This is a genomic window from Paraburkholderia sp. DD10 (assembly GCF_049177125.1).
In the GTDB taxonomy this organism is placed as follows: Bacteria; Pseudomonadota; Gammaproteobacteria; order Burkholderiales; family Burkholderiaceae; genus Paraburkholderia; species Paraburkholderia terricola.
Genome location: NZ_CP185392.1, coordinates 250107 through 265328 on the forward strand (window position 1 = coordinate 250107; position 15222 = coordinate 265328).

The following is a 15222-nucleotide window of genomic DNA, read 5'->3' on the forward strand; positions in this document are numbered from 1 at the left end:
ATGGTGTTGCGGTTCAGGGCGGATCAGTCTTTCAGACTGTCGAGCAGATGTTTCTTGAGCTTGCCGAGGCGCTGATGGGTGCGCGATTTTTCATCGAGACTCAAGCCGCCGAACAGTTCGACCACCCATTGCTCGTGCGCCACCGCCATCTTGTCGAACGCCTTGCGGCCCGCAGGCGTGAGGCATACGCTGATCGAGCGGCGATCGTTCGGATCGTTGTCGCGCGAGACGAGGCCTTCTTTTTCGAGCTGATCCGTAATGCCGGTGACATTGCCGCCCGTCACCATCAAACGGCGCGATAGCTCGGTCATCTTCAAGCCTTCGGGATGGCGCTCGAGTTGCGCCATCAGATCGAAACGCGGCAGCGTGGTGTCGAATTCGTTGCGCAGACGCTTGCGCAACTCGGCTTGCACGAGATTGGTGGTGGTCAGCATGCGCAGCCACAGACGCAGGCCCATGTGACTATCGGCGCCGGTGCTCATTTCCAAATCCACGACGTTCTCCGCGGGTTTCGCGATGCCTTTGCGCGGCGGTTTTGCGTCGAGCGCCACGGGTTTTTTGATGTTCGATGATTTCGTCACATTACTTCTCCACCGGAGATGGAAATGGATTGACCCGTCACGGCCTCCGAGCCCGGCTGGCAAAGCCACAGCACGGCATTGGCGACCTGTTCGGGGCTCACGAAGCGACGCTGCGGATTCGAGCGCAACAGGGTTTCGCGCGCCTGCTGTTCGGTGCGTGAGGTCTTGCTGGTGATCTGTTCGAGGGATGCGTGCAGCAATTCGGTTTCCGTGTAGCCGGGACAAACCGCGTTGACGGTGACGCCTTTGGTCGCGACTTCGAGCGCGAGCGAACGCGTGAGACCGATCACGCCGTGTTTCGCGGCGCAATACGCGGCGACGTAGGCGTAGCCGATTTGTCCCGCCGTGCTCGCCACGTTGACGATGCGGCCATGACCGCGTTCGAGCATGCCGGGCAACACCGCACGCGTGCCGAGGAACACGCCGGTGAGGTTCACATCCAGCATGCGCTGCCAGAGCGCCATGTCGGTGTGTGTGAACGGCGCGGCTTGCGCCTGGCCCGCGTTGTTGATGAGGATGTCGACCGCGCCGGCCTGAGAGAACGCATTGGCAACGGAGCTTTCCTGCGTGACATCGGCGCTGATACAGCCGACCTCGCCGAGCGCGGCGAGTTTGTCGCGTTGTGCGTCGAGCCGCTGCGGGCTGCGGCCCATCAACGTGACGCGCACGCCGGCGCGCAGCAGCGTTTCCGCCACGGCCGCGCCAATGCCACTGCCGCCGCCGGTGACCACGGCGTGTTGTCCCGCGAGCGATGAGTTCAGCGTGTTCATGTGGTTCCTTCCGCGCGTTGCGCGCGTTCTTGCGGCGACAGGCCGGCGTTGGCCGCCGCCTGCGCGCGCTCGCGTTCCAGGTTGCGTTCGAGTTGGGACTTGGCGGCGATGTAAGGCTTGGGCCAGGCCACATCGAGGTAGCCGATCCTGGCGGCTTCATTCAACGTCCACGACGGATTCGCCAGATGCGGACGCGCGATCGCGCACAGATCGGCGCGGCCCGCCGCGATGATGCTGTTCACGTGGTCGGCCTCGGAGATCGCGCCCACGGCAATCGTTGCGATGCCCGCTTCGTTGCGCACGCGGTCGGCGAACGGCGTCTGGAACATGCGGCCGTACACCGGTTTTTCCTCCTTGCTGACCTGACCCGACGACACGTCGATCATGTCGGCGCCCGCTGCCTTGAAAGCGCGCGCGATCTGCACGGCGTCGTCGGGCGTGGTGCCGCCTTCGACCCAATCGTTCGCGGAAATGCGCACGGAAATCGGCTTGTCTTGCGGCCATGCCGCACGGATCGCCTTGAACACCTGTAACGGATAGCGCAGGCGGTTTTCGAGCGAACCGCCGTATTCGTCCGTACGATGGTTGGTCAGCGGCGACAGGAAGCTCGAGAGGAAATAGCCATGCGCGCAATGCAGTTCGAGCCAGTCGAAACCGGCTTCGGCGGACATATGCGCGGCGCGCACGAATTGCGCTTCGATCTCGCGCAATTCCTCGCGAGTGGCTTCGCGCGAATGCTGGCTGACGCCAGGCAGATATTGTTGCGGCGAGGCTGAAACGAGCGGCCAGTTGCCTTCGGCGAGCGGCTGGTCGATGCCTTCCCATGCCACTCGTGTCGATCCCTTCGCGCCGGAGTGGCCGAGTTGAATGCCGATCCTGGCATCCGACTGACGATGCACGAGATCGACGATACGTTTCCACGCCGCCAGATGCTCGGGCGCGTACATGCCAGGACACCCGGGCGTGATGCGCGCCTCGGGCGATACGCAGGTCATTTCCGTCATGACCAGCGCGGCGCCGCCCATCGCGCGCGCGCCGAGATGCATCAGGTGATAGTCGCCGGCGATACCGTCGACGGCTGAGTATTGCGCCATCGGCGAAACCACCACACGGTTCTTCAACGTGACGCCGCGCAGCGTGAAGGGCGTGAACATGGGCGGAATCGAGTGCTTGTGCGGTGCTGGTTCGACGCCGGCGCGCTGCGCGAGCCAGTTTTCGAAGCCGGACAGATAGCGTGCGTCGCGCTCACGCAAGTTCTCGTGTGAAATGCGCTGCGAGCGCGTGAGCAGCGAATACGCGAACTGTTCGGGTTCGAACGACGTATAGCGGTCGACATGCTCGAACCATTCCGTTGAATTGCGCGCGGCGTTCTGGATGCGTAGTACGTCGACGCTGCGCACGTTCGTGTAGTGCCTCAGCGCGGCGGGCAAATCGCCGGGATGCGCGCCGATGCTGTTCGCCAGTTCGATGGAGTCTTCAAGCGCGAGCTTGGTGCCGGAGCCGATCGAGAAGTGCGCGGTGTGCGCGGCGTCACCCATCAGAACGACCGGCGTTTGCGTGCCGTCGGCGTTGCGGCGCCAATGCACCCATTCCTCGTTGACGACACGCGGAAAGCGGATCCATTGCGACGACCCGCGCAAATGCGCGGCGTTCGACAGCAACGCGTTGCCGTCCAGATACTTGGCGAACAGCTTTTCACAGAAGGCGATGCTGTCTTCCTTGCTCATTTCGTCGAGACCGGCGGCGCGCCATACGCGCTCCGGCGTTTCCACGATGAACGTGGACGTTTGATCGTCGAAACGATACGCGTGTGCCTGAAACCAGCCGAACTCCGTTTCCTCGAAGGCGAACGTGAAGGCGTCGAAAAGTTTTTTCGTGCCGAGCCAGACGAAGCGGCAATCGCGCATGTCGATGCTGGGCTTATACGTAGCCGCATATTTTTGGCGAATCGCGCTGTTGGCGCCGTCGCACGCGACGACCAGGTCGGCTTCGTAGACGGTGTCGTCCGTGACCTGGGTTTCGAATACCAGCTTGACGCCAAGCGCTTCGCAGCGCGCTTGCAGGATGTTCAGCAGACGCTTGCGGCCGATGCCGCAGAAGCCATGACCCGACGAACGGATCTGCCTGCCGCGAAAATTGATTTCGATGTCGTCCCAGTGATTGAAGGCGTCGAGGATGGCGTCGGCGCTGGGGGCGTCGGCGGCGCGCAGATTGCCGAGCGTCTGGTCGGAGAACACCACGCCCCAGCCGAAGGTGTCGTACGGACGGTTGCGCTCCACGACCGTAACGTCGTAAGCCGGGTTGCGGCTCTTCATCAACAAGCCGAAATACAAGCCGGCAGGGCCGCCGCCGATACAGACAATGCGCATGCTGAGTCTCCAAAGTGGATTCTGCTTTGGAGTTAATTTAGGCATAGATAATTTAGATGTCAAGTAAACATCGACGCGGGGGGGCGCGTGCATGCGGGTGCCCTATTCACTCGAACGAGCATCGGTCATGGGGCTCCTGGAACGTAAGGCAGGAGCGGGTGTTCGCTCGCCAGCAGGCAAGCCGTATTTCGATGGGACTTGCCCTGAACGGGCATCCGTATCAGCACGTCGTCAAGAGCGGCCAACGCCGTCAGGCTCTTGTGTGCAGCAAGAACCATGCGGGAACGTGGACGGATGTATATAGGCGCCTAGCAGGCTGCTGAAGTATCGGCGGTAATGTCATCGCTGAAGGCCCCTGAAGCGTTGATGGAAGACCCCCACTTGCCCCTTGGAGATCATGCGCGGCGCCGACACATTCACCGAGAGTTTGTTTTCCATGCGCAAGCTGGACGACTTCGTTCCGAAGTCGCATCCGTTGCGTTCGATCCGGGTGATGGCGAACGAAGCACTGGTGAAGATGGATCGGTTGTTTGCCGGGATGTACGAGGCCGACCTCAAGGGTGGGCGGCCGAGCATCGCGCCGGAGAAGTTGCTGCGAGCCATGCTGATCCAGGTGCTCTACAGCATCCGCTCGGAGCGCCAATTGATGGATCAGGTGCAATACAACCTGCTGTTTCGCTGGTTCATCGGCCTGGCGATGGATGACGAGGTTTGGGTACCGACGGTCTTCACGAAGAACCGCGAACGCCTGATCAAGCATGATGCGGTGATCGAATTCTTCAACGAAGTGGTGGCGATCGCTGAGAAGAAGTGCCTGCTCTCGGGAGAGCACTTCAGCGTGGACGGCACGCTGATCCAGGCGTGGGCGGGGCACAAGAGCTTCGTGCCCAAGGACAGTGACGATCAGGACAGCGACGGCGGCAACGCAGGCGACTTTAAAGGCGAGAAGCGCAGCAACGAGACGCATGAGTCCCGGACCGATCCCGATGCACGGCTCTATCGCAAAGGCAATACGGCCAGCGAATTGCGTTACATGGGCCACACGCTGACCGACAATCGACATGGTCTGGTGGTCAACGCGTGCGTGACGCGCGCTGACGGGCACGCCGAGCGCGAAGCGGCCAAGGTCATGATCAACGACGCGCGGCAAGCGGCAGAAGATGCGAGCGCAGAAATCACGCTGGGCGCAGACAAGGGTTACGACGCACAGGAATTCATCGAGGCGTGCCAGCAGATGAAGGTCACACCGCACGTTGCGCAAAACACCTCGGGGCGGCGTTCATCCGTGCCCGATACCATTGCCTCGAGCGTGGGCTACGCCATTTCGCAGCAAAAGCGCAAGTTGATCGAACAAGGCTTCGGGTGGGCCAAGACCGTGGGGCGCATGCGCCAGGTGGTGGTGCGCGGGTTGAAGAAAGTGGACCAGATGTTCGTGTTGAACATGGCTGCCTACAACCTCGTGCGCATGCGCTCACTGACACAAGTCCGTCTGTAGCAGCGAAAAACGCGGCAATGAAGCCAGAAATTGGCCTCAAACTGCCGAACAAGCGTGGAATTCACGTTGAAATTGCACAATGCGATAAACCTTGTGGCGAGAGCCGCGTAAGTGCAGAAAGGCTGCTTCTGTCGGACTGTATTTCAGCAGCCTGCTAGGGACGGCCGCGGCGGGCCGACGAAACCTACCAGATCGACTCGAGGCCGCATGGGGGTGGGAGCATGGGGTGGGATTCCGACTCCCAGTGCATCAGAAATCGTTAATTGGATAAATTGCCAGAATTAATCTGTCAATTAACGATTGCATGCATCGGTTAATTATAAATGCATTTTTCTGAAAAAACGAATCCCTCCCAAAACGCATCGAAGGTAAAGCCCGGCATTGACCTTGCACGCCAACATATTGGCGAATTCAGACGCCACTTAGCAACGTCATTAATGCTTATGTAGGATCGGACCGAACAAATCCGGTTCCAGGTCAGCCGGAATATTGCGACCAATTCTGAGGGAAAACTACGATGGCGTGTTCTGCGGAAGTTCACAGTGACAAGGCGGTGAGCCCGGAAGCGCTACTCAGTCCTCGACCGGTCGGACATATCGGCATCGTTTTGTTCGATGGTTTCGCGCTCCCGGAGGCTGCCGCGATCATCGAGGTATTCCAGTCGGCAAACGCGCTTGCCGGAATCGAGCGGTCTGGCCGAACACCTTATGACGTGGGTCTTTTATCGGCTTCCGGTGGCAGAGTCGCAAGTTCGTCTTCGGTGTTCGTCTGGAGTGAGAGCATTGAAACGTTCCGCCCCGCCGACAATTTCCGGGCACTATTTGTCGTAGGCGGTACGGAGGCGCACAACGCACTGCGTGACGAGCGACTGATTACCTGGCTGCGTTTGGCCTACCTGCGCAGCGAACTGGTCTTTCCAACCGGCGAAGGGCGCGTTGTTCTGGAAGCCGCTGGATTCGGACAAAGCTTCAGCGCTCGCCACTACGGCGAAAGTCATTATCAAACCGTGCGGAACGCGCCGGTTGCTGGCGTTTTGACCGTTCCGTTCAGCCCACTGCAAGCTGCATTGAGCGTTGTCGAAGCCGATTTGGGTACCGCAATCGCGGGCCAAATCGCAGGCTGGGTGGCGCCGCCCGCCGAGACACAGTTCACCGCGATTTTAAGTAAAAGTGCGTCGGCGTCCGTCAGCGAAAAAATTCAGGCGGCAGCGCGATGGTTGGAGGCAAACGGTGATCGACCGATCGTGATCGACGAGGCGGCGCAGGTCGCGGCCATGAGTGAGAGAAATTTTCTTCGGCGCTTCAAGATCGAAATGGGCGTCACGCCCTCCGACTATCTTCTGTATGTGCGACTAAACATGAGTTGCAGACTGCTTATTGAAACCAGTCTGCCGGTCGACAAAATAGCGCGCCGCAGTGGAATCGGCAGCGGCGGCCGACTTTCGAAACTTTTTCGCAAGTATCTAGGGAAAACACCTACCGAGTACCGCTCCAGCAAACGGCATTCACGGATGTCGTCATAACCGCTGATTTAAACGTATGCGTTGCGCTTTATCGGAATATCGGCCGGTCGGGCTGCGGACAATGCGCGGCCAGCACTACGCGCGAAGCGCTCAATCCAGAATCGACAAAAGATCGGCCATGGTCATATCGGGCAAGCGCTTGACGATCATGTCCCAAAAGATCACGTCGTGCATCGCGCTGGCATCTTCGACCGAATTCCACTCTCTCGCGCCTACAATGGTATTGGCGGTTTCGAGGGCGGCATCAACGATTGCCTGAATGTCTTTTTTGTGCATGAATGCGTTAACGGCTGCGCGTCCGGCTTTTTTAGCCCCGCGCGCAATCGTTTGCTGAAAGTATGGCGGCCCCGATAAATCCTGTCTGAACGAGACGTTCAGCCCGCAACTCGATGCTAACTGACTGGCAGTCGCTCATATAATAACGGCGGCATCTGTCAGTACAAACTCAGGAAAGCCCTACCTCCAAAATTCCGAATCGATCTTGAGGTGAACAAACGCCGCGCCGGAATGCTTCGGCTTCGATTCCTCAACGCCTTCTTTATATCAAACCGCATATAACTCAATTTGAATCAGGTTATATACATTCCGTCTCAGTTTTTCGTTTTCATCTGGAAGCGTCGCGCCAGGTGTCGTGGTTCAATGTCCTGAGCGGCCAATGTGTTGGCTATTTCGGCCATGTAATAACGGCGCGAGAGTCATTTGTATAGGATGGGCCAAAAGAAAATGAAACAGTCTTCAGAGAGTTTTGCAGGCCACAATATTCCGGGGGAAAAGAATGGAACTGGTTCATAGTCCGCCGCCGTGCTGCTCGCGGCAAGCAACCGTGCCGGAGCAAACGAGCGAAACGACACGCGTCGACGTAGCGTTGTTCAATGGCTTTGCGCTGCCAAAGGTCGCAGCGATCATCGAGATCTTCCAGAAGGCGAACGCGCTCAGCGTCTCTCCGCGATCGGGCTCCGCACGCTATGACGTCTCGCTGCTGTCCGCTTCGGGTGGCCGCATCGCGAGTTCGTCGTCGATGTTCGTCTGGACCGAGGGCGTCGAGTCGCACCGCGGCACGAATGACACGCACCTGCTGTTCATCGCGGGCGGCGCCGGCGTGCAGCAGGCGTGCCGCGACGAACGCCTCGGCAACTGGCTGCGCCGCAGGCATCCGTTCAGCGAGATTGTTCATCCGATCTCCGAAGGACAACTGCTTCTGGAAGCGGCCGGGCTTCCCAGCCGATACTCTCCGCTTCTCTACGGCCGCAATGAAGCGCGCGGCCTTCATCCGGCACTGCCGCTGAGCGAAGCGCCCGATGCGGTGGCGACGGCACTGCGCATTGTCGAAGAGGATCTCGGCTTTGAACTGGCGCGGCGGGTTGCCGAATCGGTCGAGCCGCGGCACGAGACGCCCTTCGACTCGTCCATTACACGCAGCGGGGCGCATCGGGTCAGCGAGAAGATCCTGGCGTCGGCGCGCTGGCTGGATGCGAACGTCGATCGGCCTATCTCGATCGACGACGCCGCGCAAGTCGCGGCAATGAGCGAGCGCAATTTTCTGCGCCGCTTCAAGAGCGAAATTGGCATGACGCCCTCCGAGTATCTGCTTCGTGCGCGTCTGAACATGAGCTGCCGGATGCTCGTTGAATCGCGTTTGCCAATCGACAAGATCGCGCGGCGCTGCGGAATCGGCAGCGGCGGTCAGTTGGCCAAGCTGTTCAGAAAGTATCTGGACACGACACCTACCGACTATCGACTACGCGAAGAAGCGTCTTCAGGCAATTTGTCCTAAGCGCGGATTTCTCAAATCTGCAGGCGGATCGCCGCGCCTCGGCGACAGAGTTGGACCGGCGATCGTTAATGCCGGGTCGGGGCGAGGTCGCCAAACGATTAATAGAAGTCGACGTTATTGGCCGAACCGATGAAGCCGCAAAAGCGTTGGTCGATCCGCTTGCCGCCAGCGCTTCGGTGGTCTTGAAGCAGGTATCGGTGGTGGTTTGAATCGCTCCGTCCCGGCCGTGAGATCGGTGGCTGTGGATCAGGAAACGATGGCGGATGCGATGAACGATGCTATGCCGATCGGCACTAGAAAAATCGTGGACAGTCTCATCCGCTTCATCCATCTGGTTCTCGCAGCCTCCCACGATCCACGCGCCCGACGCGGCTGAAACTCGAGGAATACCAGCCTTTGATAGTGTCGCCTTCCGACCTCCAAGGCGGAGAAGAAGCTGAAGATCAGATAGACGAGGGTCCACGCGAGACAAAATTTGGAAAGAAGCGAAAGAGCGATCACCATATTGCCGTCCGTTTTGCCTAACGATATTTGAAATTCAGATGAGTGGAGACTACAGAGCGACACAGTGAATTTCTTGACAAACGTTTGTCTTTATCCGCCGTCTCGTGTGTGACCTGTAGGCGCGTCTGGCTTGGGGAGCCGGCAAATCGGTGAACCGCGACCGTTTTAGCGGCCGAAGCAAAGCCGGCAACATCCCTCGCGCGACTTGCTATTGAATGTTGATTCGCCGCAGCGTCACTCGCGCAAAGTGGCGAAAGAAGCCCCGCTTTTTGGCTAGAGCAAATGCACGCCGCCTTCCGAAGGTAACGTCGCGCGTCGTGTCACGTGTGCGTTACGAATGGTTTGCGTGAACGCTCGGCGAGCCCGTCACATCTCGGCTTCGAACTTGCGATATACGGAAATTATGTTGGCGAAATCCGCCAGATAAATCTCCTCGCCGGAAGATTCGTGAAGAATGGCACCGATCGAGTGTTAACCATCGTGAGGCGTGCAGGCATGTTTGTCGCCGCTACGCCGTCTATTCTCACTTCCTGATACGCGGATCAATGAAAGTCACCATTATCGGAACCGGATACGTCGGCCTCGTCACGGGCGCGTGCCTGGCAGAGCTGGGCAATGACGTGCTATGCCTCGACGTCAACGAAGCAAAAATCGCGATGCTCAACAACGGCCAGGTGCCGATCTACGAGCCGGGTTTGGCAGACGTGATCGAGCGCAATCGCGAAGCGGGCCGGCTGACGTTCTCGACTGACGTGGCGTTGGCCGCCGCACACGGCGACATCCAGTTCATCGCGGTCGGCACGCCGCCTGACGAGGACGGGTCCGCCGATCTACAGTACGTGCTTGCTGCGGCGAAGGGCATCGGCAAGTACATGAGCGCCTTTAAAGTGATCGTCGACAAATCGACTGTGCCGGTCGGCACCGCCGACAAGGTTCGCGACGCGATTGCAAAAGAACTGACCGCGCGTAATGCCGATTTGCCGTTCGCGGTGGTGTCGAATCCCGAGTTCCTCAAGGAAGGGGCCGCTATCGACGACTTCATGCGACCGGATCGCATCGTCATCGGCTGTGATGACGATGTCTCAGGCTTGCGCGCGCGGAGCCTGCTCGAGCATCTCTATGCGCCGTTCAATCGCAATCACCAGCGCACGCTGTTCATGGACGTGCGCTCGGCCGAATTCACGAAGTATGCAGCGAACGCGATGCTGGCAACACGCATCTCCTTTATGAACGAGATGGCCAATCTCGCGGATTGCGTGGGCGCCGACATTGAAAACGTTCGCCGCGGCATCGGCTCCGATCCACGCATCGGCTATAGCTTCCTGTATGCGGGGTGCGGATACGGCGGCTCGTGCTTTCCGAAAGATGTGCAGGCGCTAATTCGAACCGCCGCGGAATACGACATGGAACTGAATATTCTCGCTTCGGCCGAGTTCGTCAACGAACGTCAGAAGACCGTGCTCTTCAACAAGGTGCGCAAACATTTTGGCGGCGAACTGGCGGGCAAGCGTTTCGCGGTGTGGGGTCTGTCGTTCAAACCGAATACCGACGATATGCGAGAAGCAACGAGCCGCCGCCTGATCGCCGATCTGCTGCGGCACGGTGCGACGTTGAGCGTCTACGATCCGGTCGCGACAGAAGAAGCCCGCCATTGCCTCAGCACGGACCTCAATGCGGAAAGCTTTTCGCGCATCGAATTCTCGCACGACCGTGACGCAGCGCTTGTCGGTGCCGATGCGCTCGTGATCCTCACTGAATGGAAGGAATTTCGCAGCCCCGATTTCGAGCAGATGAAGGTTGCGCTCAACGACACCTTGATCTTCGACGGACGCAATCTGTACGACCCGCATGCGATGAGAGAGGCCGGCTGGGCCTACTACACGATTGGCCGCGACGCCGCGCTTGCAGCAGGTTAAGCGCGACGAGCAATGCGCGTAACGCGTGTGCCGGCTGCATCGTGCCGCCGGTACGCGCATCTTGAATGGCGATGCGATGTTGAGAAAGATGATGAATCTGGCACTGGCGCGTGTTCGTCCCGGCAAGCAGATCGCCAATGAAGTGGGTGGCGTGGATCTGATGCTCTATCTCGCGGAACAGAGCTGGAATGCTCTGCGAGGCACGCTGCTGTCGCTGCGTTGCAAACGGGCGGGCGTGTGCTTTGTCGGCCGGAACGTGCGGCTGCGGTTCGCGAGGAATATCGAAATCGGACGCTACGCCACCATTGGCGACGGCGCGATTCTCAGCGGACTGGGGCGTGATGGTTTGCGGCTTGGTGCACGGGTCAACATCGGCGCGTATTCGAGGCTCATTGTCGGCACGGACGTGGCGCGGCCCGGCAGCCATATTCATATCGACGACGGATGCGGCATCGGCGAGTATTCGAGCGTCGGCGGTTCAGGGGGCGTGTCGATCGGGAAGAACACGATCATCGGTCAGTACTTCAGCGCGCATCCGGAAAATCACAATTTCAAAGATCTGTCGCGGCCGATTCGGGAGCAAGGGACGACTCGCAAGCCGATCGCCATCGAAGAGGATTGCTGGCTGGGCGCACGCGTTACCGTGCTGGGCGGGGTGACAATAGGGCGGGGCAGTGTTATCGCGGCGAGTTCGGTGATCACGCACGACGTGGCGCCGTTTTCGATCGTGGCGGGTATCCCGGGGCGTGTGGTGGGCAGCAGGCGTGGGGATGACCATGACCGCACTTGATATCTTCGTCGTCCTGTACCGATGCGATCCGGAGGCATCCGAAACTCTTGTTTCGTTGAGCCGTATCGATTTCGCCGCGCTTGGAATCGACGTCGAGGTTCATATCTGGGACAACGCGCGCTCAGTGCCTGCGCCGCCGAATCCCAACTTTCTGCCGTTCCTCTGGCGCTATCTGGCTTCTCCGGATAACGAGCCGCTATCGAAGGTGTACAACCTGCTGGTGCGTGAGTCGACGCGTCGGCATGTGGTTATCTTCGATCAGGATTCCAATGTGGGCGCGAATTTCTTCGAAAAACTGACCAACGGCATCGACAAGGTCGAGGCGGACGTATTCGTGCCCGTCATCCGTCACGGCGAGCGTTTGATCAGCCCGGGGCGCTTGCGGTGGATCAAGGGCGAGGCGTTGCGCAGCGTCGCCACGAACGCGATGTTGCCGCGACACTTTACCGCGATGATGAGCGGGCTATGCATCAGTAGCGCCTTGCTTGCACAACTTGCACCGCAGCCGTTTGATGAGCGGCTGCGTCTTTATGGCGTCGACACGCGGTTCTGCCGTGATCTGGCGCGGCACGGTGCGAGGGCTTACCTGCACGACGCGGAACTCGGTCACGATTCAGCGCTGCGCAGCACGACCGACGCGCGAGCGGCCCTGCAACGTCAGATATGGCTATGGCAGTCGTGGCTGCATGTGTTCGACCGTAACCTGCTCGAAGTACTGGCGATACGATGTTATGTGCTGTGGAAGGCCTTGCGAGTGTCGGTTGGTCCGCGCGCGCCGGGAAAGTTCTTTGACGTGATTGCCGAGGTGTTTCGATGAGTGCATCGCTTGCCATTTTGATGGTTCATCAGGGCGCGGAACTGTACGGATCGGATCGGAGTTTCGCGTCGGCGTTGGAGGCGTTGCGTGAACGGCATCCGCAGGCGGTGATCGATGTGGTGTTGCCTGAGCAAGGCCCACTGGTCGAACTGGTTCGGCCGTACGCGACGCGCTGCCTTTTCAATCGACGCGGCATACTGCGCAAGGTCGAACTGAAGGCGCGGCCGTGGCATACGTTGAGCATGCTGCTGGCCGGCTGGCGGGCCTACCGGGATATGTTTGCCTCATACGATGTGTGCTACGTGAACACAGTGGTGTGCGTGGCGGCCATTGCAGCGCTGCGTGGCCGGCGCGGTGGCGCTTATGTCCATGTGCGGGAAATTCCATCGCCCGGCGTGCGTTGGGTGTTCAAGGCGCTATTGCGGTTTTCCGGCGCAACCGTGATGTACAACTCGGGCGCGACGGCTGCTGCGTTCGGGCTGCCTGGAGCCGTGATCTACAACGGCGTTGGTGCGCCGGCCTACATGTCTGAGCCCGGCTATACGGGCGCTCGCGAATTGAGGATTGCGATCATCGGTCGTATCAATCCCTGGAAGGGTCAGCAGTTCGTCCTTGAAGCGCTGCAAACCGTAGGCCGTGCGCTGCCGGTACAGATTCGCATCATCGGCGATGTTTTCCCGGGCTATGAAGCGTTGCTCGACGCTTTGCGCGCGGCAGCCGGCGCATGCGACCAGATCGTCGAGATCGAGGGCTTTACGAATCATCCTGAGGCTCATTTTGCATGGGCCGATTTCGTGCTCGTGCCGTCGATCCTGCCAGAACCGTTTGGAAGGGTGGCGATCGAGAGCTTTGCTGCTGGGCGACCAGTGATCGCGTCCAACGCGGGCGGCTTGCAGGAGATCGTGACAGACGGGGCGACTGGTTTGCTGTTCGCTCCCGGCGACGCGGAGGATCTCGTGCGCGTCTTGCAGCGTGCCGTTGCACTCACTCCGGAGCAGTATGGCGCGATGGCGGAGGCGGCGCGACAGACGTACGAGCGCCGCTTTACAGTGCGTAGCTATATGGACGCGATAGCCGAGCACGTCAGCGCGCCGCACGTGCTGCAACCGGTGCAGCCGCAGCCTTCACCGCATTCCACGGGACAGTCCTGATGACGGGTTCGACGGAAAGAGTGGTGCCGCGGGCGGCGGGCTCGAGCCTGATGCGCAACCTGTCGTATAACATTTTTGGGCAACTACTGCCGCTGATCGTCGCCGCGGTCAGCATTCCGATGTTGATCCGGCACATCGGCAACGACCGTTTCGGCTTGTTGACGATCGCGTGGATGGTGGTGGGCTATTTCAACCTGTTCGATCTCGGGCTGGGGCGAGCCTTGACGAAGCTGGTCGCCGATCGGCTCGGGGCGGCACGGGCCGCCGAGGTGGCGCCGCTTGTCTCGACGGGACTCGTTTTGATGATCGGTCTCGGCACGGTGGGCGCCATCACCGTCGCATTCGCGACTCCCGCACTGACAGCGCTGCTGCGTGTGCCGGCGCAGTATCGCGACGAGACCGTGAACGCATTTTATCTGCTCGCGCTGTCGATTCCCGCCGTGATCCTGACAACTGGGTTGCGTGGTGTACTGGAGGCGTATCAGCGTTTCGACATCACCAATGCGGTGCGGACGCCGCTGGGCCTGTGGACCTTCGGCGGCCCGCTTTGCGTGCTGCCATTTTCCACGCGGCTCGACTGGATTGTCCTGTCGCTCGTGGCTGGACGTCTCGTGTCCGTGTGCGTCTATTGGCATTTCGCGGCACGTCAACTCGGCACGCGGTTAATCGGTGCAGCACCGGATCGCACCGTGTGCAAGGAACTGTTGTCGTTCGGCGGCTGGATGACTGTGTCGAATATCGTCTCGCCGTTGATGGTCTATATGGATCGTTTCTTCATCGGCGCATTGCTGGGCACTTCGGCAGTGGCGTTTTACACGACCCCGTATGAAGTGGTGTTCAAGCTGAACATCGTATCGGAGGGATTGTTCGGCGTGTTGTTTCCTATGATGGCAAGCCGTTTCGTGGTCGACCGCTCGCAGTCCGCCGCGATGCTGACGCTAGGCTCGAAATTGATCGCCGCCTGCCTGTTCCCGCTGGTGCTGGGGATTGTCGCGCTGGCTGAACCATTCCTCGGCTTATGGGTCGGGCCGGCCTTCGCGTTGCATAGCGCGCTGGTAATGCAACTGCTGGCGATCGGACTGTTCGTCAATGGGTTTTCGAAAGTCGCGTTCAACCTGATTCAGGCGCACGGTCGCGCCGACGTCACCGCGAAGCTGCATCTGATCGAATTGCCTGTGTATGTGCTCGCGCTGGTTCTGCTGACGCGTCACGCCGGCATCGTCGGTGCGGCCGCCGGGTGGGCGATGCGGATGCTGCTCGATGCCGGCTTGCTGTACTGGATGAGCGCGCGCGTCGCGCACGTCGGGCCGCGCGCGATACGCGATACCGTGGCGCTCGCGCTTGGAGCCGTTGCGTTGCTGTGCGGCCTGCTATTTGTGCCGATGCTGACTGCGAGAATCGGATTGGCAGCCGTTGCGCTAAGCGTATTTGGCTGGGTTTTCTGGCGCACCGTGATGAATGACGATGATCGCAGTGCGGTGATGCAGATAGCCACGCGGTCGCGGTTGCGATAACGGAGGTAAAGAGGAGACG

At 59.9% G+C, this 15222-nt stretch carries 12 protein-coding genes; 8 read left to right on the plus strand and 4 right to left on the minus strand.

The window, feature by feature from the left end:
• Positions 1 to 23: 23 nt before the first annotated feature.
• Genes ACOCG7_RS01230 through ACOCG7_RS01240 form a run of 3 tightly spaced genes read right to left on the minus strand, consistent with a single transcriptional unit; the run spans position 24 to position 3720 of the window.
• Positions 24 to 581, minus strand: a complete 558-nt coding sequence (locus tag ACOCG7_RS01230) for a MarR family winged helix-turn-helix transcriptional regulator (protein ID WP_073432896.1) — start codon at positions 579 to 581, stop codon at positions 24 to 26.
• On the minus strand, positions 578 to 1351 hold the full coding sequence (locus ACOCG7_RS01235; RefSeq protein ID WP_421376534.1) for an SDR family NAD(P)-dependent oxidoreductase: 774 nt from the start codon (positions 1349 to 1351) through the stop codon (positions 578 to 580). The genes ACOCG7_RS01230 and ACOCG7_RS01235 overlap by 4 nt, the downstream gene beginning before the upstream one ends.
• Positions 1348 to 3720 (minus strand): bifunctional salicylyl-CoA 5-hydroxylase/oxidoreductase, encoded by a 2373-nt coding sequence (locus tag ACOCG7_RS01240; protein WP_073432898.1) that lies wholly within the window; start codon positions 3718 to 3720, stop codon positions 1348 to 1350. Before ACOCG7_RS01240 ends, ACOCG7_RS01235 begins: the two co-directional genes overlap by 4 nt.
• A gap of 397 nt (positions 3721 to 4117) precedes the next feature.
• On the opposite strand from ACOCG7_RS01240, the gene ACOCG7_RS01245 reads away from it, so the two are divergent.
• Positions 4118 to 5215, plus strand: a complete 1098-nt coding sequence (locus tag ACOCG7_RS01245) for an IS5 family transposase (protein ID WP_073432981.1) — start codon at positions 4118 to 4120, stop codon at positions 5213 to 5215.
• 517 nt (positions 5216 to 5732) lie between these two features.
• The gene (locus ACOCG7_RS01250) at positions 5733 to 6737 is read left to right on the plus strand and encodes a GlxA family transcriptional regulator (protein WP_073428811.1); all 1005 of its coding nucleotides are present in this window, start codon (positions 5733 to 5735) and stop codon (positions 6735 to 6737) included.
• Positions 6738 to 6827: 90 nt separating this feature from the next.
• Here ACOCG7_RS01250 and ACOCG7_RS01255 read toward each other — a convergent pair whose 3' ends face one another.
• Positions 6828 to 7013 carry a hypothetical protein gene (locus ACOCG7_RS01255; protein ID WP_073428810.1) on the minus strand — a complete coding sequence of 62 codons (186 nt, stop codon included), beginning with the start codon at positions 7011 to 7013 and terminating at the stop codon, positions 6828 to 6830.
• 499 nt (positions 7014 to 7512) lie between these two features.
• Between ACOCG7_RS01255 and ACOCG7_RS01260 the strand changes: the two genes are divergently transcribed.
• The 6 genes from ACOCG7_RS01260 to ACOCG7_RS01285 all read left to right on the plus strand — a co-directional run bounded on the left by ACOCG7_RS01260 (position 7513) and on the right by ACOCG7_RS01285 (position 15203).
• A complete protein-coding gene (locus tag ACOCG7_RS01260) occupies positions 7513 to 8511 on the plus strand; it encodes a GlxA family transcriptional regulator (RefSeq protein WP_073428809.1) in 999 nt (332 codons plus the stop codon).
• 1049 nt (positions 8512 to 9560) lie between these two features.
• Positions 9561 to 10931 (plus strand): UDP-glucose dehydrogenase family protein, encoded by a 1371-nt coding sequence (locus ACOCG7_RS01265; protein ID WP_073428807.1) that lies wholly within the window; start codon positions 9561 to 9563, stop codon positions 10929 to 10931.
• A 61-nt stretch (positions 10932 to 10992) separates the two neighbouring features.
• Positions 10993 to 11721: an acyltransferase gene (locus ACOCG7_RS01270; protein WP_090518749.1), complete on the plus strand. Its 729-nt coding sequence runs from the start codon at positions 10993 to 10995 to the stop codon at positions 11719 to 11721.
• Positions 11708 to 12538 carry a glycosyltransferase family 2 protein gene (locus tag ACOCG7_RS01275; RefSeq protein WP_421376538.1) on the plus strand — a complete coding sequence of 277 codons (831 nt, stop codon included), beginning with the start codon at positions 11708 to 11710 and terminating at the stop codon, positions 12536 to 12538. The genes ACOCG7_RS01270 and ACOCG7_RS01275 overlap by 14 nt, the downstream gene beginning before the upstream one ends.
• Positions 12535 to 13689: a glycosyltransferase family 4 protein gene (locus ACOCG7_RS01280; protein WP_073428805.1), complete on the plus strand. Its 1155-nt coding sequence runs from the start codon at positions 12535 to 12537 to the stop codon at positions 13687 to 13689. The genes ACOCG7_RS01275 and ACOCG7_RS01280 overlap by 4 nt, the downstream gene beginning before the upstream one ends.
• The gene (locus tag ACOCG7_RS01285) at positions 13689 to 15203 is read left to right on the plus strand and encodes a flippase (protein WP_073428804.1); all 1515 of its coding nucleotides are present in this window, start codon (positions 13689 to 13691) and stop codon (positions 15201 to 15203) included. Before ACOCG7_RS01280 ends, ACOCG7_RS01285 begins: the two co-directional genes overlap by 1 nt.
• Positions 15204 to 15222 lie beyond the last annotated feature (19 nt).

Excerpts from the sequence above, each read along its gene's own strand:
- ACOCG7_RS01235 (WP_421376534.1), bottom strand. The coding sequence starts at position 1,351 with ATGAACACGCTGAACTCATCGCTCGCGGGACAACACGCCGTGGTCACC.
- ACOCG7_RS01240 (WP_073432898.1), bottom strand. The coding sequence starts at position 3,720 with ATGCGCATTGTCTGTATCGGCGGCGGCCCTGCCGGCTTGTATTTCGGC.
- ACOCG7_RS01245 (WP_073432981.1), top strand. The coding sequence starts at position 4,118 with ATGCGCGGCGCCGACACATTCACCGAGAGTTTGTTTTCCATGCGCAAG.
- ACOCG7_RS01250 (WP_073428811.1), top strand. The coding sequence starts at position 5,733 with ATGGCGTGTTCTGCGGAAGTTCACAGTGACAAGGCGGTGAGCCCGGAA.
- ACOCG7_RS01255 (WP_073428810.1), bottom strand. The coding sequence starts at position 7,013 with ATGCACAAAAAAGACATTCAGGCAATCGTTGATGCCGCCCTCGAAACC.
- ACOCG7_RS01260 (WP_073428809.1), top strand. The coding sequence starts at position 7,513 with ATGGAACTGGTTCATAGTCCGCCGCCGTGCTGCTCGCGGCAAGCAACC.
- ACOCG7_RS01265 (WP_073428807.1), top strand. The coding sequence starts at position 9,561 with ATGAAAGTCACCATTATCGGAACCGGATACGTCGGCCTCGTCACGGGC.
- ACOCG7_RS01275 (WP_421376538.1), top strand. The coding sequence starts at position 11,708 with ATGACCGCACTTGATATCTTCGTCGTCCTGTACCGATGCGATCCGGAG.
- ACOCG7_RS01280 (WP_073428805.1), top strand. The coding sequence starts at position 12,535 with ATGAGTGCATCGCTTGCCATTTTGATGGTTCATCAGGGCGCGGAACTG.
- ACOCG7_RS01285 (WP_073428804.1), top strand. The coding sequence starts at position 13,689 with ATGACGGGTTCGACGGAAAGAGTGGTGCCGCGGGCGGCGGGCTCGAGC.